Origin of the sequence: Streptomyces sp. NPDC048603 (assembly GCF_043199475.1) — a bacterium.
Lineage (GTDB): Bacteria > Actinomycetota > Actinomycetes > Streptomycetales > Streptomycetaceae > Streptomyces.
This window is the reverse complement of record NZ_JBICVY010000010.1, coordinates 359,066-381,223: the sequence shown is the minus strand read 5'-3', so window position 1 is coordinate 381,223 and position 22,158 is coordinate 359,066. Positions and strand designations below refer to the sequence as shown.

Genomic DNA, 22,158 nt, shown 5'->3' with positions numbered 1-22,158 from the left:
AGGCCGGGCCCGTTTCCATGGGGCGGTGCCCGGTTTCCGGCTGCGGCGCGGGACTACGGCCGCGTGCAGATGACCTGGGCGGTCAAGGACCTCGGGTAGGCGGTCGTGTTGGTGGCCCGGACCTCCCAGCCCCGGCCGTCGGCGGTCCCCGCCGACGTGACCAGGTAGGTGCGGAAGCCGGTGGATCCGCCGCCCCCGGTGGGTACTTCGCCGACCGGGCAGCTGACCCTGGCGGTGGCGGTCTGGTAGCCCTGCATCAGGATCTGGGGTCCGGTGTGCTGCGAGTGGGGCGTCGTGGCGCACACCGGGGTGAGCTGCAGGTCGTGGGGGCTGGTCGTGTCCTCGTTGAGTACCTCGACCGCGCTCTTGCCTCCGAAGACGCCTGCCGAGCTGACGTACATCAGGGGGGCCGCGCGCCAGCCGATCCCGGTGGCCACCTCGTCCTGGAAGCAGGAGCCGCGGTGGGCTCCTTCCCGGCCGGGCTGCACGCCGGACCCGGTGGTGCCCCACGTCTGGTCGCCGGCCGTGGTGCAGATGACGAAGGCGGACACCGTCCCCGGCACGCTGTAGCGGTTGTGCGCCCCGGCGACCCAGGTGGTGCCCGCTCCCGGTTGCGACCGGATCAGGAAGGCCCCGTCGCTGGACCGCCCGCCCCCGCCGGAGAGGCGCGTGCCGGCGGGACAGGGCACGGTCGCCTCGGCGGTGCCGAACGCGGGGACGGTGACGGTGGCGGAGACGTGCTGGGTGTGCGGGGCCAACGCCGTGGCGGCGGGGCGGTCCGGGCCCGGGTGGGGGGCCGCGGTGGCGGCGCCGGCCAGGGTGAGGACGGTGGCGGCGGTGACGGCGGCGATACGGACGCGCTGGTGGGGCATGGTGACCTCCGGGTGCGGTGCTCGTGCACTGGGGGTCTACCGGCGGGGCGCGGGGCGGCTGCGCAGGGCACGCGCCGCCGCCCCCCGTACGGCGCAAGCGGTAACGATTCGCTCGGGGTTGCGCCCGACACCCGTTCACCCGCGCCCGGCCTCGCGGCCGCCGTTCAGTTCGCGCCGTAGACCGGGTGCGGGGTTTCGGACGCGGCGAGGAGTTTCAGTGCGGCCTCGCCGGCTTCGGCGGGGGTCCACCGGGAGCCCCGGTCCGTGGTGGGGCCCGGGCGCCAGCCCTCCATCACCGTGATGCGGCCGCCCTCGGTCTCGAAGACCCGGCCGGTGACCCCCGCGGAGGCCGCCGAGCCGAGCCAGACGACCAGCGGGGAGACGTTCTCCGGGGCCATGGCGTCGAAGGCGCCGGCCTGCGGGGCCGCCATGGTCTCGGCGAAGGTCTGTTCGGTCATGCGGGTGCGGGCGGCCGGGGCGATGGCGTTGACCTGGACCCCGTAGCGTCCCATCTCCGCCGCCGAGACCAGGGTCAGGCCGACGATGCCGGCCTTCGCGGCGCTGTAGTTGCCCTGCCCGACCGAGCCCAGCAGCCCGGCGCCCGAGGAGGTGTTGATCACCCGGGCCGCCGCGGCGCGTCCCGCCTTGGCCTCGGCCCGCCACCAGGCCGCCGCGTGCTTGAGGGGAAGGAAGTGGCCTTTGAGGTGGACCCGCATGACCGCGTCCCAGTCGTCCTCGTCGAGGTTGACCAGCATCCGGTCGCGCAGGAAGCCCGCGTTGTTGACGAGGGTGTCCAGCCGCCCGTACGTGTCCAGCGCGCAGGTGACCAGGGAGGCCGCGCCCCGGGTGGTGGCGATGTCCCCGGTGTGGGTGATGGCCTCGCCGCCGGCGGCGCGGATCTCCGCGGCCACCTGCTCGGCGGGCGAGGCCGAAGCGCCCGCCCCGTCCAGGCCCACGCCCAGGTCGTTGACAACGACCTGGGCGCCCTCCGCGGCGAACGCCAGCGCGTGGGCGCGCCCCAGGCCCCGTCCCCCGCCGGTGACGACCGCCACCCGGCCCTCGCACAGTCCTGCCATGTCATGTCTCCTTGGCAACGTCGGTCTCGGTCTCGGTGTCGGTCTCGGTGTCGGTGTCGGTCTCGGTGTCGGTCTCGGTGTCGGTGTCGGTCTCGGTGTCGGCGTGGGCGTGGGCGTGCCGGTTGACCGTCGCCGCGTCCAGGAACGCCGGGCGTTCCCCGCCCCCGTGCACCAGCAGGCTCGCGCCGCTGACGTAGGCCGCCCGGTCGGAGGCGAGGAACACCGCGGCCGCGCCGACCTCGGAGGGTTCGGCCAGGCGGCCGGCCGGCACGGTGGCGCCGACGGCCGCGACGCCGGCCTCGTCCCCGTAGTGCAGATGGGCGAGTTCGGTCCGGACCATGCCGAGGAGCAGGGTGTTCACCCGGATCTCGGGGGCCCATTCCACGGCCATCGAGCGGGCCAGGTTCTCCAGTCCCGCCTTGGCGGCCCCGTACGCCGCGCTGCCGGGTGAGGGGCGGGTGCCGCTGACGCTGCCGATCATGACGATCGAGCCGCGTGCCGCGCCGAGGTGGGGACGGGCGGCCAGGGATGCGGTCAGCGGGGCCAGGAGGTTGAGTTCCAGGACGCGTGCGTGCCGTTCCGGTCCGCCGTCCGCCAGGAGGCGGTACGGGGTGCCGCCGGCGTTGTTGACGAGGGTGTCCAGCCGCCCGTACTCGGCGGCGAGGGCGTCGAAGAACTCCGGTACGGCGGCGGGGTCGCGCAGGTCGAGCGGGTGGTACACGGCCTTGCGGCCGTCGTGCGTCACGGGTTCGTCCGGCGGCCGGCGCGCGCAGACGACGACCTGCGCGCCGGCCGCGAGGAACGACCGGGCGATGCCGGCGCCGACGCCCCGGGTTCCGCCGGTGACGACGACAACCCTCCCGTCCAGCTCCATGGGCTGCTACCTTCCTGACCAACACCTGACCTAACAAACGTTTGGTGGAAAGGTAGCTGATTCGCTCATGGGTGTCTCCACTTCCGGCCCGGACAAGGGCGTCGCACTGGTCACCGTCGATTACCCGCCGGTCAACGCCCTGCCCGTGCAGGGGTGGTTCGACCTGGCCGACGCCCTGCGCGCCGCCGGGCGCGATCCCGGCACCCGGTGCGTGGTCCTGGCCGCGGAGGGGCGCGGCTTCAACGCCGGGGTGGACATCAAGGAGATGCAGCGGGACGCCGGCCACGACTCCCTGATCGGCGCCAACCGCGGCTGCTACGAGGCGTTCGCCGCGGTGTACGAGTGCGAGGTGCCCGTCGTGGCGGCGGTGCACGGGTTCTGCCTGGGCGGCGGCATCGGGCTGGCCGGCAACGCCGATGCCATCGTGGCGAGCGAGGACGCCGTCTTCGGGCTGCCGGAACTGGACCGGGGCGCGCTGGGCGCGGCCACCCATCTGGCCCGGCTGGTGCCGCAGCACCTGATGCGGGCCCTGTACTACACCTCACGGACCGCGACCGCCGCCGAGCTGCACGCCCACGGCTCGGTGTGGCAGGTGGTGCCGAGGGAGGGGCTGCGCACGGCGGCCCTCGACCTGGCGCGGGAGATCGCGCTGAAGGACGGCTACCTGATCCGGCTGGCGAAGGCCGCCATCAACGGGATCGACCCGGTGGACGTGCGCCGCAGCTACCGCTTCGAGCAGGGCTTCACCTTCGAGGCCAACCTCAGCGGCGTGGCCGACCGGGTCCGCGACAGCTTCGGGAAGGCGGGAGAGGACCGATGACGGACGCGGGGACGGACGCGGGGACGGACGCGGTGACGGACAAGGTGATGACCCCCGACGAGGTGGCCGGTCGGATCCGCAGCGGCATGACCGTCGGCATCGGCGGCTGGGGGTCGCGGCGCAAGCCGATGGCCCTGGTGCGGGCCCTGCTGAGGTCCGGCGTCACCGACCTGACCGTGGTCTCCTACGGCGGGCCGGACGTGGGGCTGCTGGCGGCGGCCGGACGGATCCGCCGGCTCGTCGCGCCGTTCGTCACGCTCGACTCCATTCCGCTGGAGCCCCGCTTCCGGGCCGCGCGGGAGAGCGGTGCGCTGGAGCTGACCGAGCTGGACGAGGCCATGTTCATGTGGGGGCTGCACGCGGCGGCGAACCGGCTGCCGTTCCTGCCGGTGCGAGCGGGGCTCGGCTCCGACGTGATGCGGGTCAACCCGGAGCTGCGGACCGTGCGGTCCCCGTACGCGGACGGCGAGGAGTTCGTCGCCGTGCCCGCGCTGCGCATGGACGCGGCCCTGGTCCACCTCAACCGCGCCGACCGTTTCGGCAACGGCCAGTACCTGGGCCCCGACCCGTACTTCGACGACCTGTTCTGCGAGGCCGCGGACTCCGCGTACGTCTCCTGCGAGGCGATCGTGGACACCGCGGAGCTGACCCGGGCGGCGGCCCCGCAGACGCTGCTGGTCAGCCGGCATGCGGTGACGGGCGTCGTGGAGACCCCGAACGGGGCGCACTTCACCTCCTGCGAGCCCGACTACGGCCGGGACGAGCCCTTCCAGAAGCTCTACGCGAGCACCCCCTGGCCCGAGTTCTCCGCGCGCTTCCTCTCCGGCGCGAGCGAGGAGGACTACCAGTCCGCCGTCCAGGCCTGGCACAAGGAGCAGCAGTGACGAGCAGCCCGACCCCCGCGACGGCCACGACCCCCTCAACGGCCGCCACAGCCACCACGGCCGCCACGGCGCAGGCCGTCACCCGTGCCGAGTACTGCGTGATCGCCTGCGCCGAGGCCTGGCGCGGCAACGGGGAGGTGCTCGCCAGCCCGATGGGGGTGGTCCCCTCCGTCGGCGCCCGGCTGGCCCGGCGCACCTTCTCCCCCGAGCTGCTGCTCACGGACGGGGAGGCGATGCTGGTCGGGCCGGACGGCGCGGTCGAGGGCTGGCTGCCGTACCGGCGGCACCTGACCATGGTCACCGGCGGGCGGCGGCACGTGATGATGGGTGCCAGTCAGATCGACCGGTACGGCAACCAGAACATCTCCTGCATCGGCGACTGGGAGCGGCCCGCCCGGCAGTTGCTGGGCGTACGCGGAGCTCCCGTCAACACGCTCAACAATCCGGTGAGCTACTGGGTCCCCAAGCACTCCCCCCGGGTGTTCGTGGAGCGGGTGGACATGGTCAGCGGGGTGGGCCACGACCGGGCGGCGGCGGCGGGCCCGTCCGCGACGCGGTTCCACCGGATCCCGCGCGTGGTCTCCGACCTGGGCGTGTTCGACTTCGAGACGCCGGACCGGTCGATGCGGCTGGCCTCCCTCCACCCGGGCGTCACCGTCGAGCAGGTCCTGGCGGCCACCGGGTTCGAGCCGGTGGTGCCGCGGGAGGTGCCGTACACCCGTGAACCCACGGCGGAGGAACTCCGCCTGATCCGCGAGGTGATCGATCCGGACGGGCTGCGGGAGAAGGAAGTGCGGTCCTGATGGCCGGGGTCGTGCTGAACACGGCGCTGACGAAGCTGACCGGTGTCCGGTATCCGCTGGTGCAGACGGGGATGGGCTGGGTGGCCGGTCCCCGGCTGGTGTCGGCCGCGGCGAACGCCGGTGCGCTGGGCATCCTGGCGTCGGCCACCATGACCACGGACCAGCTGCGTTCGGCGGTCCGCGAGGTCAAGTCCCGTACGGACGCGCCGTTCGGGGTCAACCTGCGGGCCGATGCCGGGGACGCCGGCGACCGGGTGCGGCTGATCATCGACGAGGGGGTGAAGGTCGCGTCCTTCGCGCTCGCGCCGTCGAAGGAGCTGATCGGGGAGCTGAAGGCGGCGGGGGTGGTGGTGATCCCGTCGATCGGGGCCCGGCGGCACGCCGAGAAGGTCGCCGCCTGGGGCGCCGACGCGGTGATCGTGCAGGGCGGCGAGGGCGGCGGGCACACCGGCGAGGTCGCCACGACCGTGCTGCTGCCGCAGGTCGTGGACGCCGTGGACATCCCGGTGGTCGCGGCGGGCGGCTTCCACGACGGGCGCGGGGTGGCCGCGGCGCTCTGCTACGGCGCGGCCGGGGTGGCCATGGGCACCCGTTTCCTGCTGACCTCGGACTCCACCGTCCCCGGTCCGGTGAAGGCCCGCTACCTGGCGGCCGCGGTGAAGGACGTCACCGTCACCACCGCGGTGGACGGGCTGCCGCACCGGATGCTCCGGACCGAGCTGGTCGCGTCCCTGGAACGGGCGGGCCGTGTCAGGGCGCTGGCCCGGGCGGTCCGGCACGCGGCCGGGTTCCGGAAGGTCTCCGGTCTGTCCTGGTCCCGGATGGTCCGGGACGGGCTGGCGATGAAACACGGCAAGGACCTGTCCTGGAGCCAGGTCCTGCTCGCCGCCAACACCCCCATGCTCCTGAAGGCGTCCATGGTCGAGGGCCGCACCGACCTCGGAATCATGGCATCCGGCCAGGTCGCGGGCGTGATCGAGGATCTGCCCTCGTGTGCGGAGCTCGTCGACCGCGTCATGGCCGAGGCACACGCGGTGCTGGAGCGCCTGCGTTCGCTCGACGCCCTGCCTCCACCAGGGTGATCCCCCTTCTCCGCGAGGAGTCGCACACCATGAGCCGTGCCCGAATCCGCCTGGCGTCCGCGGTGCTGTTGTCCGCGCTCGCCATCGGGACCGTTCCCGCCCACGCGAGCGCCGGCCGGCAGGCGCCGGCGGCGTCCGGGTCCGCGTCCGTGTCCGCGTCCGCGTCCGACCGCGCCGACGGGCGGCAGAACCACCGCCGGTACGGGGCGGAAACGATTCGCCAGATCCCCCTCCAGGGCGCGGTCAACCTCCGCGACCTGGGCGGCTACTCCACTTACACCGGCGGCCGGGTGCGTCAGGGCCTGGTCTACCGGTCCGACGCGCTCGGCAAGCTGACCGAGGCGGACATCACCACCGTCTCCGGTCTCGGCCTCACGAAGGTCGTGGACTTCCGGATCCCGATGGAGGTCCAGTACGACGGCGCCGACCGGCTGCCGTCCGGGCTCACCCCCACCTCGCGCGCCGTCAGCGACCTCGGCCTGTACGGGACCCTGGTCGCGGCGATCTCCAGCGGCGACCCGGTCAAGCAGGAGCAGATGCTCGGCGGCGGCCGCGCCGAGGCGTACATGCGCGACATCTACCGCACGTTCGTGACCAGCCCCGAGAACCGGGCGCAGTTCGCGGCGACCCTGCGGGACATCGCGGCGGGCGGGCAGGGACCGCTGCTGTACCACTGCACCTCGGGCAAGGACCGGACGGGCTGGATGAGTTACGTCCTGCTGCGGGCGCTCGGCGTGCCGGAGGGCTCGGCAGCGCGGGACTACCTGGCCTCGAACACGTACCGGGGCGCCTACGACGCGAAGGTGCGGGAGGGGCTGAAGCTGTCCGGCCGGATGCAGAACCCGGATCTGCTGATCCCGCTGCAGGAGGTCCGGCAGGACTACCTGGACGCGGCGACGGCGCAGCTGGCGGCCGACTACGGCAGCTTCTACGGGTACCTGACCCAGGGGCTCGGCCTGGACCTGCGGGTCCTGGCGGACCTCCAGAAGAAGCTGGTCCGCTGACGGGCGGGCCCCGGGAGGGCTGATGCCCGGGGGCGGCTTCCGGACCGCTGATGGACGCGGGCGGCTCCCGGGCCGCTCCCGTTCGGGGCCGGCGCCCGGGCCGCTCCCGACGGGGGACGACCCCCGGCTCACCCCTGGTCGGGGCGGGCCGGGGGCCGGCCGTCGCCGTGGTCCGGGCGGCCGCCGGCGGTGAGGTGGGCCACCACTTCGACCAGGTCCTCGCACGCCTGCTCGATCTGCAGGCGGATGTTGTTCTGCTCGGTGACCAGGGCCGACAGCAGCAGGCCGGTCAGGGCCGCCGCCCCGTTGAGGGCCTGCAGGTTGACCATGATCTCCAGGAGGGTGTGGTCGGCGAACGGGCCGGCGCGGTCGATCGCCGCGGAGATGGACAGCACGGACACCGCCAGGGCGCAGGGTGCGCTGCCGAGCAGCTGGAACCGGACGGCCGCCCAGATGATCAGCGGGAAGACGAGGAAGAGCAGGGAGAGCGAGCTGCGGGTGGCGGCCAGGGTGACCACGACGGCGGTGGCGCCCAGGGCCACCGCCTCGACGGCCCGGTAGGGGTCCCGGGTGAGCCGGACCGTGGGCAGGACCAGCAGCAGCGGGGTGACCAGGAGGACGCCCATGGTGTCCCCGGCCCACCAGGCCGCCCAGACCCCCCAGGCCTCGGAGGACGGCATGTCACCGGTGAGCACCAGGGTGGCGGTGCCGATGGTGGCGCTGATCAGCATCGGCAGCAGGCCGCCCAGGAAGACCAGGAGCAGCCCGTCCCGCAGCCGGTCCAGCTCGGTGCGGAAGCCCGTGCGGCGGAGGAGGAGAAAGGCGCACACCGGGGCGAGGGTGTTCCCCGCGACGATGGCCAGGTCCTCCGGGTCGAACGAGCTGAGCTGCTCGATGGCCAGGTAGGTGCCCAGGGCGATGCCCGGCCAGACCCGCAGTCCGCCCCAGAGCAGACAGGCCAGTGCGATGCCGGTGGGCGGCCAGAGCGGCGTGACCTGGGCACCCTCGACGACGACGCGCTGCAGCAGGCCGATCCAGCCGGACCCGTGGTAGGCGACGGCGACGACCACGATCAGCAGGAGGTCCAGGAGGACACGTCGCCATTCCGTGGTGCGCACCCCAGCATCAGACACCAGCCGCTCCCCCGGGCCGGAGCGCGACACGCTCTCGGGCGGGCCAACCGGACCCGGTGGCTCCGGCCCGTTCCGGCGGGGCGGCCGGGCCTATGCGGGCTCGGCGGCGGCCGCGTCGTGGCTGATGACCAGGACCGCGGCGTCGTCGAGGTGGCCGGTGGAGTCGGCCACCTTCATCACCTCGGCGGCCAGCTCGTCGGGCTCGGCGGCCACGCCGTCCCGGACCACCCGGGCGACCCGCCGCAGGCCCTCGTCGATCGGGAACGGCGGTCCCTCGACCACCCCGTCGGTGACCAGCACGATGGCGCCCGCCTCGGTCAGCCGGCGCCGCGTGACGCCGTACCCCGCTCCGGGCAGCAGGCCCAGCGGCAGGCCGCCGTCGTCGTCGGCGATGCCGCAGCGGCCGTCGACCGTGGCCCAGACCGCGGGGACGTGGCCGGCCCGGGCCGTCTCGATCTCCCAGGTCTCGGGGTCGAAGCGGAGCAGGCTGCAGGTCGCGAAGAGCCGGGAGTCCATCGAGAGCAGTACGTCGTTGGCCCGGCTCAGCACCTCGCCGGGGTCGTCGACGATGGCGGACACCGCGCGCAGGCAGATCCGGACCTGGCCCATGAAGGCGGCGGCCTCCACGTCGTGTCCCTGGACGTCGCCTATGGAGAAGGCGAGCGCGCCCTCGGGCAGCCGGAAGCCGTCGTACCAGTCGCCGCCGATGTCCAGGCCGTCCCGGGCGGGCGCGTACCGGGCCGCGGTCCGCAGGCCGGGCAGGCGGGGCAGCTCGGCGGGCAGCATCTCGCGCTGGAGCACCTCGGCCAGCTCGACGCGGGCGTGGTGCAGCTCCGCGCCCTCCCGCGCCTGCGCGGTGAGCCGCCCGAGCGTGTCCAGGAGTTCGGCACTGGCCGCGTGCGGGGCTCGGCGCCTGGTCACGGCCCGCTCCGAGCTTCGTCCATAAGCCCTCTGCTTCCGCTGTGCGAAAGACCCACGGCTCATCATATTTCCGGTCCGCCCCACCCGCGCAGGTTGCGCGGGCGGGCCGGCGGGGGGCCGGTCGGCGCCGGCGGGCAGGGGCGGGCGGCGGATACGCGGACGGCCGCCGCCCCGTGAGCGGGGCGGCGGCCGTCAGGGCCGGTGATCCGGGTGGGCTAGGAGCCAGAGGTACGGCGGCCGGGGCGGCCGGAGCCGATGCGGCTGCGGGACGAGGCGGCGGCGGCTCCGCCGGAGCCTCCCGTGCCGGAGCCCGCCGTGCCGGTACGCCGGCCGCGCCCGCCGGAGCGGGAGCCCGAGCCGGACGCGGCACCGGAGCCGGACCGGGTACCCGTGCCGGAGCCGGACCTGGCGCCCGTACCGGAGGCCGAGCCGGATGCGGCACCGGAGCCGGAGCCCTTGCCGGAAGCCTGGCGCGTGCCACGGGAGCGGCCGCGGGAGCCGGACGCGGCGGTCTGCCGGTCACCGTCGGCGCCCGCGGCTGCCGCCCCGCCGCCACCGCCGCGGCGGCGCGAGCGTCCGGCGCCGCCCTTGGCCGGGTTCGAGGCCTTGGGCTGCGCGGGCTGCGGGACCTCCAGGACCACCGGGACGCCCGAGGGCTCGCGCGCCCCGGTCAGCCGGCTCAGCTCCTCGTCGGAGGACTTGATCTGGGCCGTGCGCGGGCTGATCCCCGCGTCCGACATCAGCCGGGTCATCTCGCGCTTCTGGTCCGGCAGGACCAGCGTCACCACGCTGCCCGACTCCCCCGCCCGGGCGGTGCGCCCGCCCCGGTGCAGGTAGTCCTTGTGGTCCGTCGGCGGGTCGACGTTCACCACCAGGTCCAGGTCGTCGATGTGGATGCCGCGGGCCGCGACGTTGGTCGCGACCAGTGCCGTGACCTCGCCCGTCTTGAACCAGTCCAGGGTGCGGTTGCGCTGCGGCTGCGACCGCCCGCCGTGCAGGCCGGAGGCCCGTACGCCACTGGCCAGGAGCCGCTTGACCATGCGGTCCACCGACCGCTTGGTGTCGAGGAAGAGGATGACCCGGCCGTCCCGCGCGGCGATCCGCGTGGCCACTGCCTTCTTGTCGGTCTCGTCCAGCACGTAGAGGACGTGGTGTTCCATCGTGGTGACCGCGCCCGCCGACGGGTCGACGGAGTGCGTGACCGGGTCGGTCAGGAACGCCTTGACGAGCTTGTCGATGTTCTTGTCGAGCGTCGCGGAGAACAGCAGCCGCTGGCCGCCCTCCTCCACCTGCTTCAGCAGCCGGGTGACCTGCGGCAGGAAGCCCATGTCGGTCATCTGGTCGGCCTCGTCCAGGACCGTGACGGCCACGCGTTCCAGCGTCACGTCGCCCCGGTCGATGAGGTCCGCGAGCCGCCCGGGGGTGGCCACCAGCACCTCCGCGCCGCGCGCCAGCGCGCCCGCCTGCCGGTTGATGGACATGCCGCCGACCACGGTGGCGATCCGCAGCCGCAGGGCCTGCGCGTACGGCGTCAGGGCGTCGGTGACCTGCTGCGCGAGTTCCCTGGTCGGTACGAGGACCAGGGCGAGCGGGGCCTTCGGCTCGGCCCGGCGGCCGGCGGTGCGGGCCAGCAGGGCGAGCCCGAAGGCGAGGGTCTTGCCCGAGCCGGTGCGGCCGCGGCCGAGCAGGTCACGGCCGGCCAGCGAGTTCGGCAGCGTCGCGGCCTGGATCGGGAACGGCTCGGTCACCCCCTGCTCGGCGAGGGTCTTCAGCAGGGCCTCGGGCATGTCGAGGTCCTCGAACGCCGCCACGGGCGGCAGCCCGGGGGTCAGCGTCTCGGGCATGGTGAACTCCTGCGGCCTCGCCGGCTGGGCGGGAGCGGAGTTCTTCCTGGAGCGCCCCCCGGCGCCCTGGGCGGCGGATCCCCGGCGGCGGGCGGGGCGGCGAGCGGCGGGTATGGAGCTGGAGCTGGTCATATGAGAGTTCACGCTAGCACGCGGCGATCGGGCTGCCCCGCCATGAGGATCGGGTTCCGGCCCCTGCGCGGGGCCGTGTGGGGAAGGCCCCGGCCGGAGCGTGCCGGCCGGGGCCTTCCCACGGGCTTCCCCACGTGCCTCCCCACGGGCCTTCCACGGGCCTTCCCGGGGCCCGGTCAGACGTTGGTCTGGCCCCGCCGCATCGGCAGGACCCGCTCCTGCGTCCCGTTCCCGTCCTTCCACCGCAGGTGCACGGTGAAGCGGCGCGCTCCGCGGTGCGCGTCTGCGACGGGGAGCCACGGCACGGGGTAGCGGGCCCCCTTGTCGAGCCGCAGCAGCGGGAACTCGTCCGGCGGGGAGTCGGCCAGTTCCACCGCGCCGCCGCCGGTGTCCTTGACCTCAAGCCGCACGTGCTCGGCCGTTCCGGGGCCGTGGTTCCAGACCACCAGGTGGTACCCGGCCTGCCGGACGGTCCCGTCCGGCAGCTTGATCTTGGCGAACTCGGACGTGCGGTGGAAGTAGGCGGTCACCTCGGCGGCGAGCTTCTCACGCTTGCGCGCGCGGTGCTGGACGTAGGCGGTGACCGCCGACAGCCCGAGGGCGCAGAGCGCGATCGCGGTGCCTATCCATGCGTTCACAAATCAACTCTCCTTCGGCACGGCCGCGTTCCACTTGTGGTACAGCGCTGACGTGATCACCGTACTGAGCGTGAGGGCGAACTTCCGCTGTTCCACCGAGAGCGTGGAGTAGCGCACCATCGGCAGCAGCGCGCCGGCGAGCGCCAGGTGGTACTCGTCGACCTTCACGGGCCAGTGGCCCTGCCCGCAGCCGCCCGAGATCTCCCGGATCCGGCGGGTGACCTGCAGGACGAGCTGCTCCTCTGCGGTGAGCTTGGCGTCCGGGTCGGCCGGACCGGGCACGAGTTCCTCGGGTTCGCCGGCGAGGACTCCGGCGATCCACGACGCCACCCGTCCCGCGGCCTCCTCGTCCCAGGTGAAGACCTGGCACAGCAGGCTCGCCTCCAGCCGGGCGAAGTCCTTGCACACGTGGCCGTCGTGGGCACTCTCGAAGTCGATGAGCACGGGCTTGGGCTGCTCGTTGCTGAGGGTGCACAGCACGTTGTCGAGGTGCAGGTCGCCGTGGGCCAGGACCAGGGTGGTGTCGAAGTCGAGCAGTCCGATCTCGAAGGAGTTGATGATGTCCTCGAACCGGCCGTGCCCGGTCTCGGAGATCTCGGCGGCGAACCAGAGCGGGTTGACCGCCTCCACCCCGGGCAGCCGTTCCAGGGCCGCCCGCAGTCCCGGCGCGGACTCGCCCCAGGCGGCGGTGTCCTGCACCTCGGGGGTGAGTTCCATGCCGAGGTCGGCCTTCACGGCGGCGGTCGTGAGCGCCTTCAGTTCCGTCCTGGCCCAGCTCCCGGGGGACTGCTTCCGCGGGGCGGGCGCGGGCCGGAAGACGGGGTACTCCGACCGGAGGTCGATGCGGTCGCGGTGGCTGTGGGCCAGCCACGGCCTCATGTTGGTCAGCAGCAGCTTCTCGATCGTCTCGACCGCGGTCTCCGCGGATGCCGTGCGCATCCAGGTGGTGAGTGTGCGCGGCGTCTCCCCCTCCTCGAAGGCGTAGGCCGTCTCGATGGCCCGCAGCGGGTCGCCGTTGTCACCGAGATACATCTCCATGGCCCGGGCATCGCATTCGCTCGGCCGGTTGTTGGGGTGGAGACGCTTGGCGTACGTCCGGAAGTTGCTCTCCTCCCGCAGCACCTTGTCCCGCTGGTCGATCTTGAGGACCGAGCGGGGTCCGTAGCGCGTGGTCAGCAGGTAGGTGGGCATCCGGCGGTCCTTGAAGAGGCGGCCGTGCACGGTGACCACCTCGCCGTGGGACAGCCCCTGGGCCACCGCGGCGCGCAGCACGGGCGTGGGGATGCGGACGGCCCCGCCGGCACCGGTGACGAGGGAGGTGCCGCGCGGGGTGACCGCGCTGTCGTACGTCCACGGGTTGCTGGCGACGCGTACCTTGCCCGCCGCTTCCAGCAGCGTGCTGACGTCCTCCTTCCAGGTGCGCCGCTCGCCCTGCCACCCGGGGTCCCCCGAGTGGTCGAAGACGGTGTCGATGGCCCAGTGCGCGCAGGTCTCGTCCCATCCGGCGACGCAGGCGAGGGCGAAGCAGGCGCCGTTGCGGCTGCCCTCCTCCTGCCAGTGCCGGAGCAGCATCTCCGGCCAGGTCGACCGGTCGGTCTTCCCGCCGGGGGTGTAGACGCGCGGGTCGCGGTTGCTCTCCTGCGGGAGGGCGGGGTTCGGGCCGGAGAGCATGAGGTACGTCCCGACGGAGGCCAGGACGTTGAACCGGAGGGTGGGGTAGCGCTCGAAGAACACCGGCGGGACCTGGTGCGCGACGCGGAGCTGGATCTCCGCGCAGTCGAGGATCAGGTCGCGGGCGGGGTCCATGAACCTCAGGTTGCTGCTGAGGAAGGCCGTCAGGTAGCCCATCAGGTCGTGGAGGACGTGCGGCCGGTTGGTGGGGAGGCCGTTGTCCACCTTCCACATCCAGTGGTTGGCGGTGGCGGAGATCACCCAGCGGAGGCGGCGTTCGTCCAGGGCCTTGGTGCGGGTGGCGAAGGCGCGCATCGAACGGGCCAGGTTCTGCAGGTCCCGGAGGTCGGAGGGGAAGCCGTGGGGGAAGTACTCGAGGACCGTGTCCGCGTCCTCCTCCAGGCGCTTGCCGAGTTCCCGGTCGAAGGCTCCGTGATGTCCGCTCACCTCGCGGAAGTAGGCGAGTGTCTCCTCCACGCGGTCCTCGGCGGGTACCCGGTCTGCCGACCAGTGCGCGGCCAGTTCGGCCACGAGATCCTCGGCGGTACCGGCGCCCTGCAGGTAGCGGGGGGTGAAGCGTTCGTGGCTGGTGGCGTCCTCGTCGTCCTCGTTCTCCTCCTGATCCGGCCCCTCGTCGGAATCCTCGATCTCGTCGAACCGTGCGGGCCGCGGGCGTACGGCGGCCGTGACGGGGACGGAGCCGGGGGCGGAGGCCTGCGCGGGTACGGAGGCGGAGACGGGAGCGGGAGCGGAGGCAGGTACGGAGGCGGGAGCGGAGGCGGAGGCCGGGGCCATGGGGAAGGCGGGGGCGGGGACGGGGGCCTGGACGGACACCTGGAACGCGGCGGGCACGGGGGGCCGCGGGGGCGCTCCGTCCACCAGGTCCGGGGTCAGGATCTCGGTGAGGTCCCAGACCGGCCCGTCCGCGCGCGGCGGCAGGTCGTCGAGCTGCGGGGCCCCCAGGTCCCGCAGCCGCTCGGAGCAGGCCTCGCGGTTGCGCCAGATGTCCGCACCGCGCTGGCCGAAGGTCTCGGGGTCGCCGGCCAGGACCAGGTGTCCGGCCTGGTAGGCGAGCACGGCGTGTTCCGTCCTCCCCAGTTTCTCCAGTTCGCCGCCCATGCCCTTGAGACCCGCACCGAGGTAGTGGCGGACGTCGTCGACGGGCTTGCCCTTCCGGTGGAGGTTGTAGGCGACCGCGAGGTTCCGGGCCGCCCGGCGTGCATCGGTGGCGCACACATCGGGGCTGGGGTACGTGGCCCCGTCCGGGAAGGGAAACATCGACCGTGCCCATTCGACCTGCCGGGTAACGTCCAACTCGCCTTACCTCCACGCTGGTTGGTGCCCTGATCTCAGGAGCCGGACACGCTAGGGGAGGTTTTCGGCAGCAGGAGTGGTTTCCCGCCATGTCCGCGCACCGGCCGATCAGGGCGGGCCCCGCCGGTCCGGACGACGTCCCGGGCCGGCGCCGTCCGGTCGGCCGACCGGTTTGGCGCGATCCGGTCGTGGCCCCGGCCCGTATGACATATGCCGCCCGATCACGCGCCGTTGATGGCCAATCCCCGGACAGCGATCAAGGAGCCCCGGGGGCTGGCAACTGCCGCGCGTCATCTCGGCAGACGTCATCGGATGTCGCTGCTGCCGGCAGGTTGGGTGCCATCGGGCGGCGAAAGCCAAGCCGTCCGGCTGTTCAACCCCTGCGGTGGCAGGGGAAACACCCTCGGCTACAGCCGCTCGATGATGGTGACGTTGGCCTGACCGCCGCCCTCGCACATGGTCTGCAGGCCGTAGCGGCCGCCGGTGCGCTCCAGTTCGTGGAGCAGGGTGGTCATCAGCTTCACGCCGGTCGCACCCAGCGGGTGGCCCAGGGCGATCGCGCCGCCGTTGACGTTCACCCGGTCCGGGTCCGCGCCGGTCTCCTTCAGCCAGGCCAGGACCACCGGGGCGAACGCCTCGTTGATCTCCACCAGGTCGATCTCGTCCAGGGTCAGCCCGGTCTTCTTCAGGGCGTGGGCCGTGGCCGGGATCGGGGCGGAGAGCATCCGGATCGGGTCCTCGCCGCGCACCGAGAGGTGGTGGATGCGGGCGCGTGGACGCAGGCCGTGTTCCCGGACCGCTCGTTCCGAGGCGAGCAGCATGGCCGCCGCGCCGTCGGAGACCTGGGAGGAGACCGCGGCGGTGATGGTGCCGCCCTCCGCCACGGGGGCGAGGGCGGCCATCTTCTCCAGGCTGGTGTCCCGGCGCGGCCCCTCGTCGGTGCGGACCTCGCCGAAGGGCACGATCTCCCGGTCGAAGCGGCCCTCGTCGATGGCGCGGACCGCCCGCCGGTGCGAGCGGAGCGCGAACTCCTCCATGTCCGTCCGGGAGATGCCCCACTTCCGCGCGATCAGCTGGGCTCCGTGGAACTGGTTCACCGGTGCGTCCCCGTACCGGGCGCGCCAGCCCGTGGAGCCGGCGTACGGGCCCTCCGTGAGGCCGAGCGGTTCGGCGGCCTGGCGGGAGGCGAAGGCGATGGGGATCATCGACATGTTCTGGGTGCCGCCGGCCACGACCAGGTCCTGGGTGCCGGACATGACGCCCTGCGCCGCGAAGTGGACGGCCTGCTGCGAGGAGCCGCACTGGCGGTCGACGGTGACCCCGGGCACCTCCTCCGGCAGTCCCGCGGCCAGCCATGCCGTCCGGGCGATGTCCCCGGCCTGCGGGCCCACGGTGTCCAGGCATCCGAAGACCACGTCCTCCACGGCCGCCGGGTCGACGGCCGAGCGCTCGACGAGCGCCCTCAGGACGTGCGCTCCGAGGTCTGCGGGGTGGACGCCGGCCAGGCCCCCTTTGCGCCGGCCGACGGGGGTGCGCACCGCTTCGACTATGTACGCCTCGGGCATGGCTGGAGCTCCTTCACCGGATCACGGGTGGTCGCGTGGGTCGTGCGCGTCACGTGCCCGGACGGCGTGGAGCGCCTCGGTCACGTGCGTACGGCGATGCCGTCCAGCACCATCGACAGGTACTGGCGGGCGATCTCCTCGGGGCTGTGCTGTCCGCCCGGCCGGTACCAGGACGCCGCGACCCACACCGTGTCGCGCACGAACCGGTAGGTGAGGCGGATGTCCAGGTCGGCCCGGAACACCTCGGCGGTCACCCCGCGCTCCAGCGTCCCCAGCCACGCCTGCTCGAACTTCACCTGCGAGTCGGAGAGGTAGTGGAAGCGGGGCTGTGCGGACAGGGTGCGGGCCTCCTTCTGGTAGATCGCGACGGCGGCGCGGTGCCGGTCGATCTCCCGGAAGGACTCGGTGACGAGCGCCTCGATGGTCTCGCGCGGGCCGAGGCCTGCCGCGAGGACCGCGTCGTAGCCCTCCCAGAGTTCGCTGAGGAAGGCGGAGAGGATCTCGTCGAGCATCGATTCCTTGGAATCGAAGTGGTAGTAGAGGCTGCCGGCGAGCATGCCGGCGGCGTCTGCGATCTTGCGGACGGTGGTGGCGTTGTAGCCCTGGGCGGCGAACACCTCGGCGGCGGTGCTCAGGAGTTCGCGGCGGCGTTCCGGAGAGGCTGCCACCTGCGTCTTCTTCTGGGTCGTCGGCTTGCGCGCGGGCTTCCGCCCGGGCTGCTGCTCCGGCTTCGGGGCCTGCTTCCGGGCCGGCTGGTTCACGGACTTGTCGGTTGGCACCCGCCCATTGTGGTCCAGGGGATGCCGGGCCATGATCGGCCGGGCACCCCGCCGGGCAGCGGCTAGGCATGCTGGCTGCTGACGGAGACGGTCTCCCCGGTCATGTACGAGGAGTAGCCGCTGGCCAGGAAGACGATGACGTTGGCGACCTCCCAGGGTTCGGCGTACCGGCCGAACGCCTCGCGGGCCGTCAGTTCGTCGAGGAGCTCCTGGCTGGTGACCTTCACCAGGTGCGGGTGCATGGCGAGGCTGGGTGCGACCGCGTTGACCCGGACCCCGAACTCGGCGGCCTCCAGGGCCGCGCACCGGGTCAGTGCCATCACCCCCGCCTTGGCGGCGGCGTAGTGGGCCTGGCCGGTCTGGGCGCGCCAGCCGATGACCGAGGCGTTGTTGACGACGACCCCGCCCCGGCCGGCCGCGCGCAGTGAGCGCAGGGCGGCGCGGGTGCAGCGGAAGGTGCCGTTGAGGGTGACGTCGAGGACGGTGGACCACTGCTCGTCGGTCATGTCGGCGAGTGCGGCGGTGCCGCCGAGTCCGGCGTTGTTGACGACGATGTCGAGGCCGCCGTGGGCCTGTTCGGCGCGTGCGAACAGGGCCTGGACCTGTTCCTCGTCGGTGACGTCGCAGGGCAGTGCGGCGACGTTTTCGGCGCCGAACTCGGCGGCGAGCGCCTGTTCGGTCTCCTTCAGCCGGCGGGTGTGGGCGTCGCCGATGACGATGCGGGCGCCTTCCTCCAGGAAGCGGCGGGCGGTGGCCCCGCCGATGCCGGCGCCGGCGGCGGCCGTGATGACGGCCGCCCGGCCGCGCAGCAGCCCGTGTCCGGGGACGTACTCCGGTGCGCTCATGCGGGTGCCTCCTCCGGCTGCCGGGTCCCGGCTCCTCGACGCCGCTCCCGGGCGTACGTTAACCTACCAAACACTTGTTAGGGAACAGTTTCCGCAGTGGAGGAGTGCCCGCAGTGGACCTGACGCACACGCCCGGCGCCGAGGCCCTCCGTGCCGGCGCCCGGGACTGGCTGCGCACGCACGTGCCGGCCGTCCCGCTGCCCTCCCTGGAGACCGCCGAGGGCTTCGCCGCGCACCGGGAGTGGGAGGCCGTACTCCACGCGGACCGCTGGTCGGTGGTGTCCTGGCCGGAGGAGTACGGCGGCCGGGGGGCGGACATCTTCGGGTGGCTGGTCTTCGAGGAGGAGTACTACGCCGCCGGCGCGCCGGGCCGGGTCTCGCAGAACGGCATCAACCTGCTCGCCCCCACCCTCTTCGACCACGGGACGGAGGAGCAGCGGGCCCGGGTGCTGCCGGCCATGGCGAGCGGGGAGGTGATCTGGGCGCAGGCGTGGTCCGAGCCGGAGGCCGGTTCCGACCTGGCCTCGCTGACCTCGAAGGCGGTGCGGACGGACGGCGGCTGGCTGCTGTACGGCCAGAAGACCTGGTCCTCGCGGGCCGCGTTCGCCGACCGCGCCTTCGGGATCTTCCGCACCGACCCGGAGGCGGCCCGGCCGCACCACGGGCTGACCTACCTGATGTTCGACCTGCGGGCGCCGGGCGTCACGGTCCGGCCGATCGGGCGCCTCGACGGCAAGCCGGCCTTCGCGGAGCTCTTCCTCGACGGGGTCTTCGTGCCGGACGAGGACGTGATCGGGGAGCCGGGGCAGGGGTGGCGGATCGCGATGTCCACCACCGGCAACGAGCGCGGGCTCATGCTGCGCTCCCCCGGCCGCTTCCTGGCGGCGGCGAACCGGCTGGCGGCACTGTGGCGGGCGGGCGGCGGGCCGGACGGGGGCGCGCTCGGAGACCGGGTGGCGGACGCGCTGGCCGGAGCCCGGGCCTACGAGCTGTTCACCTGGGCGAACGCCGCGCGGTTCGCGGCGGGGGAGTCGATCGGCGCCGAGTCCAGCCTGAACAAGGTGTTCTGGAGCGAGTACGACATCGCGCTGCACGAGACCGCGCTGGACCTGCTCGGCCCGGACGGCGAACTGGCCGAAGGCGAGTGGGCCGAACCGTGGGTGTTCTCCCTGGCCGGCCCGATCTACGCGGGCACGAACGAGATCCAGCGCGACATCATCGCCGAGCGGCTGCTCGGCCTCCCGAAGGGCCGCCGCTGATGCGATTCCTGCCGACCGGCGAGCAGTCGGAGTTCGCCCGTACGCTGCGCCGGCTGCTCGGCGCCTCGGACCTGCCGGGGGCGGTGCGCGCGTGGCAGGCCGGCGACACCGGGCCGGGGACGGCGGTGTGGCGGAAGGCGGCCGACACCGGTCTGTTCGCCCTGCCGGTGCCGGAGGCGTACGACGGGCTGGGCCCGCTGCCCGTGGAACTCGCCCTGGGCTTCGTGGAGCTGGGCCGGGCCGGGATGCCGGGGCCGGTGGTGGAGACGGCGGCGGTGTGCGTACTGCTCGCGGCGCTGGACGGGGCGGACGGCGGGGGCGGATCCGGGGCGGGGGCCGGGGCAGGGGCGGCTTCGGCCGGGATCGCGAAGCGCTTCCTGCCGGCGCTGGTCGCGGGCGAGGCCCGGGCCACGCTGGTCCTGCCCGGCGGGGGGCCGTACGCGCTGGACGCGGACACCGCGGACCACCGCTTCACGGTGTCGCAGGACGGGGAGCTACGACTGGCGGCGGCACCGGGTCCCCGCGCGGTACGGGTCTCCACGGACCCGGCGCGTCGGCTCGCCGGCCTGCCGTCCGGCGGCGAGCTGCTCGCCTCCGGCCCGTCGGTGCTCACGGCGGCGGCCACCGCCCTGCGCTGGGCGCGGCTGCTGACGGCCGCGCAGTGCGTCGGGCTGGGCGAGGCGCTGCTGGCCCGGACCGTGGAGTACGCGAAGCAGCGCACCCAGTTCGGCACCCCGATCGGCGGCTTCCAGGCGGTCAAACACCGCCTGGCGGACGTACTGCTCGGCCTGGAGTTCGCGAAACCGGTGGTGTGGGCGGGAGCGCTCGCCCTGACGGGCGGTGCCGGCCCGGCGGGCGGGGCTGCTGCCCTGCCGGGCCGAGGGCCGGGGGCCGCCCTGCCCGGCGCGGCGCGCGGTGAAGTCCCGGCGGTCGATGACGTGGCGGCGGCGAAGCTGATGGCCGGGGAGGCGGCGTACACCGCGGCCCGGGCCGCGCTCCAGCTGCACGGTGCCATCGGCTACACCGAGGAACTCGACCTCTCCCTCTGGCTGCGCAAGGCCCGCCCGCTGCGGGACGCGTGGGGCTCCCCCGCGACGTGCCGTGCGGCGCTCCTGCCCGGCTCCGCGGGGCTCTGACCGCAGCTCCGCCGAGGTGCAGGCGGCGCCCGGCTGGGCTGTGAGCGGCGCCTCCGCCGAACTGCGGACAGCGGTCCCGCAGGGCTCTGCCCCACCCCGCCGGAGGTGTGGGCGGCGGCTCCACCGAAGGTGTGGGCAGGCGTTCCGCAGGGCTCTGCCCCACCCTGGCCGGGGCGCGGCTCCGCCGGAGGTGTGGGCAGGCGTTCCGCAGGGCGATGGGGGTCCCCCCTGCTCGAGCGAAGTCGAGAGCTTGGGGGAGGGTGGGCACACCGGAACGCCGCTCCGCAGGCTCGCTCCCGCCCCACCGAAGCGATGGCCGGGCCCGGCCGCAGCCGCTGCCCCACGGCCCGGGCGGGGCTCCGCCAGGCCCGGCACCGCCCCGGAGCGGAGCTCCGCCCGGACGGGGTCCGACCCCGCGAGCGGGTCGGGGTGCAGGCACACGCTGCGCGTCCGGCGCGGGCCGGTGTGCCGTGTGCCCACCCGTGCCGCCCTGCGGCACGCCTGCCCACACGGCCGCGTGAAAGGCACGCCCGCCCACACGGCCGCGTGAACGGCACGCCCGCCCACACGGCCACGTGAACGGCACGCCCGCCCACACGGCCACGTGAAAGGCACGCCCGCCCACACGGCCACGTGAAAGGCACGACTGCCCACACGGCCGCGGGGTGCGGCTGCGGGGTACGGGGGCGTGGCGCGAGCGCGCGAGCGGTGGGCAGGATGGGGGCATGACAGAGCAGCGCGCTTCCGCCGAGACCCGCGCCCGGTCCTTCAGCTCGGCCGCCGGCCGCTACGGGACGTACCGCCCGAGCTATCCGCCCGCCCTGTTCGACGCCGTCGAGGAGATCACCGGGCGCCCGCTCCGCGGCGCCCGCGTCGCCGACGTCGGCGCCGGCACCGGGCTCGCCACCGAGCGGCTCCGGGAGCGCGGGGCCGAGGTGATCGGGGTGGAGCCCGGCGAGGGCATGGCCGCCGAGTTCCGGCGCCGGCTGCCGGACGTACCCGTGGTGCGCGGGGACGGCAACCGGCTGCCGTTCGCCGCCCATTGCCTCGACTTCCTCACCTACGCGCAGTCCTTCCACTGGACCGACCCCGCCCGCTCCGTCCCCGAGGCCGCGCGGGTCCTCCGTCCCGGCGGCGCCCTCGCGCTGTTCTGGAACGAGCCGGACGTGTCCGTCCCCTGGATCGCCGAGCAGGACGCCCGGCTCAAGTCCCGCTTCGGCGAGGGCTGGTACGTCGCCGACCACACCGTCCCGCCCGCCCGCCTCGGCCTCGGCTTCACCAGCCGGGTGCTGCACTGGGTCCGCCGGGTCCCCCTCGACGTCCACCTCGCGAAGCTGTCGACGCACTCGCTGTTCCTGACCGTGGGCCCGGCGGGCGAGGAGTTCCTCGCGGCCGAACGGGCCCTGCTCGCCGCCCGGTTCCCCTCCGGCGAGATCGACGAGCACTACGCGGTCACCCTGCTCCTGGGCGTCCGGGACGACCCGGCCTGAAACGGCGCCGCCGGTG

At 73.9% G+C, this 22,158-nt stretch carries 20 protein-coding genes; 9 read left to right on the top strand and 11 right to left on the bottom strand.

Features of this window, described 5'->3' with window-relative positions:
• Positions 1-53: 53 nt before the first annotated feature.
• From ACGFQ9_RS26330 to ACGFQ9_RS26320, 3 genes are all read right to left on the bottom strand, one after another.
• Positions 54-872, bottom strand: a complete 819-nt coding sequence (locus ACGFQ9_RS26330) for a hypothetical protein (protein ID WP_393577023.1) — start codon at positions 870-872, stop codon at positions 54-56.
• Between the two features lie 164 nt (positions 873-1,036).
• Positions 1,037-1,948 (bottom strand): SDR family oxidoreductase, encoded by a 912-nt coding sequence (locus ACGFQ9_RS26325; protein WP_393577022.1) that lies wholly within the window; start codon positions 1,946-1,948, stop codon positions 1,037-1,039.
• A gap of 1 nt (position 1,949) precedes the next feature.
• Positions 1,950-2,822, bottom strand: a complete 873-nt coding sequence (locus ACGFQ9_RS26320) for an SDR family oxidoreductase (RefSeq protein WP_393577020.1) — start codon at positions 2,820-2,822, stop codon at positions 1,950-1,952.
• A gap of 67 nt (positions 2,823-2,889) precedes the next feature.
• On the opposite strand from ACGFQ9_RS26320, the gene ACGFQ9_RS26315 reads away from it, so the two are divergent.
• The 5 genes from ACGFQ9_RS26315 (at position 2,890) to ACGFQ9_RS26295 (ending at position 7,415) form a co-directional block, all read left to right on the top strand.
• Positions 2,890-3,642 (top strand): enoyl-CoA hydratase family protein, encoded by a 753-nt coding sequence (locus ACGFQ9_RS26315; protein WP_393577019.1) that lies wholly within the window; start codon positions 2,890-2,892, stop codon positions 3,640-3,642.
• Between the two features lie 32 nt (positions 3,643-3,674).
• Positions 3,675-4,526: a CoA transferase subunit A gene (locus ACGFQ9_RS26310; protein ID WP_393577119.1), complete on the top strand. Its 852-nt coding sequence runs from the start codon at positions 3,675-3,677 to the stop codon at positions 4,524-4,526.
• Positions 4,527-4,624: 98 nt separating this feature from the next.
• A complete protein-coding gene (locus ACGFQ9_RS26305) occupies positions 4,625-5,329 on the top strand; it encodes a CoA-transferase subunit beta (protein ID WP_393577118.1) in 705 nt (234 codons plus the stop codon).
• Positions 5,330-5,343: 14 nt separating this feature from the next.
• On the top strand, positions 5,344-6,411 hold the full coding sequence (locus ACGFQ9_RS26300; protein WP_393577116.1) for an NAD(P)H-dependent flavin oxidoreductase: 1,068 nt from the start codon (positions 5,344-5,346) through the stop codon (positions 6,409-6,411).
• 29 nt (positions 6,412-6,440) lie between these two features.
• Positions 6,441-7,415, top strand: a complete 975-nt coding sequence (locus ACGFQ9_RS26295; RefSeq protein WP_393577017.1) for a tyrosine-protein phosphatase — start codon at positions 6,441-6,443, stop codon at positions 7,413-7,415.
• Positions 7,416-7,543: 128 nt separating this feature from the next.
• Here the strand turns inward: ACGFQ9_RS26295 and ACGFQ9_RS26290 are convergent, their stop codons facing one another.
• From ACGFQ9_RS26290 to ACGFQ9_RS26280, 3 genes are all read right to left on the bottom strand, one after another.
• Positions 7,544-8,548 carry an MASE1 domain-containing protein gene (locus ACGFQ9_RS26290; RefSeq protein WP_393577016.1) on the bottom strand — a complete coding sequence of 335 codons (1,005 nt, stop codon included), beginning with the start codon at positions 8,546-8,548 and terminating at the stop codon, positions 7,544-7,546.
• Between the two features lie 90 nt (positions 8,549-8,638).
• Positions 8,639-9,469 carry a PP2C family protein-serine/threonine phosphatase gene (locus tag ACGFQ9_RS26285; protein ID WP_393577015.1) on the bottom strand — a complete coding sequence of 277 codons (831 nt, stop codon included), beginning with the start codon at positions 9,467-9,469 and terminating at the stop codon, positions 8,639-8,641.
• Positions 9,470-9,684: 215 nt separating this feature from the next.
• A complete protein-coding gene (locus tag ACGFQ9_RS26280; RefSeq protein WP_393577013.1) occupies positions 9,685-11,313 on the bottom strand; it encodes a DEAD/DEAH box helicase in 1,629 nt (542 codons plus the stop codon).
• Here ACGFQ9_RS26280 and ACGFQ9_RS26275 point away from each other — a divergent pair.
• A complete protein-coding gene (locus tag ACGFQ9_RS26275) occupies positions 11,312-11,449 on the top strand; it encodes a hypothetical protein (RefSeq protein ID WP_393577012.1) in 138 nt (45 codons plus the stop codon). The two genes, ACGFQ9_RS26280 and ACGFQ9_RS26275, sit on opposite strands and share 2 nt — an antisense overlap.
• A gap of 172 nt (positions 11,450-11,621) precedes the next feature.
• Here ACGFQ9_RS26275 and ACGFQ9_RS26270 read toward each other — a convergent pair whose 3' ends face one another.
• The 5 genes from ACGFQ9_RS26270 to ACGFQ9_RS26250 form a co-directional block, all read right to left on the bottom strand.
• Complete coding sequence (locus tag ACGFQ9_RS26270; protein WP_393577010.1) at positions 11,622-12,083, bottom strand: hypothetical protein; 462 nt, start codon at positions 12,081-12,083, stop codon at positions 11,622-11,624.
• Between the two features lie 3 nt (positions 12,084-12,086).
• Positions 12,087-15,032, bottom strand: a complete 2,946-nt coding sequence (locus ACGFQ9_RS26265) for a phosphotransferase (protein ID WP_393577009.1) — start codon at positions 15,030-15,032, stop codon at positions 12,087-12,089.
• 443 nt (positions 15,033-15,475) lie between these two features.
• Entirely contained in the window at positions 15,476-16,633 is a 1,158-nt protein-coding gene (locus tag ACGFQ9_RS26260) for an acetyl-CoA C-acetyltransferase (protein WP_393577008.1), read from the bottom strand.
• Positions 16,634-16,713: 80 nt separating this feature from the next.
• On the bottom strand, positions 16,714-17,301 hold the full coding sequence (locus tag ACGFQ9_RS26255; RefSeq protein WP_393577114.1) for a TetR/AcrR family transcriptional regulator: 588 nt from the start codon (positions 17,299-17,301) through the stop codon (positions 16,714-16,716).
• 173 nt (positions 17,302-17,474) lie between these two features.
• Positions 17,475-18,257, bottom strand: a complete 783-nt coding sequence (locus ACGFQ9_RS26250; protein WP_393577006.1) for an SDR family oxidoreductase — start codon at positions 18,255-18,257, stop codon at positions 17,475-17,477.
• A 113-nt stretch (positions 18,258-18,370) separates the two neighbouring features.
• Here ACGFQ9_RS26250 and ACGFQ9_RS26245 point away from each other — a divergent pair, with 113 nt between their 5' ends.
• From ACGFQ9_RS26245 to ACGFQ9_RS26235, 3 genes are all read left to right on the top strand, one after another.
• Positions 18,371-19,516: an acyl-CoA dehydrogenase family protein gene (locus ACGFQ9_RS26245; RefSeq protein ID WP_393577004.1), complete on the top strand. Its 1,146-nt coding sequence runs from the start codon at positions 18,371-18,373 to the stop codon at positions 19,514-19,516.
• Positions 19,516-20,652, top strand: coding sequence for an acyl-CoA dehydrogenase family protein (locus tag ACGFQ9_RS26240; protein WP_393577002.1), 1,137 nt, complete (start codon positions 19,516-19,518; stop codon positions 20,650-20,652). Before ACGFQ9_RS26245 ends, ACGFQ9_RS26240 begins: the two co-directional genes overlap by 1 nt.
• A 725-nt stretch (positions 20,653-21,377) precedes the next feature.
• Positions 21,378-22,142, top strand: coding sequence for a class I SAM-dependent methyltransferase (locus tag ACGFQ9_RS26235; protein WP_393577000.1), 765 nt, complete (start codon positions 21,378-21,380; stop codon positions 22,140-22,142).
• The last annotated feature ends 16 nt before the right edge of the window (positions 22,143-22,158 follow it).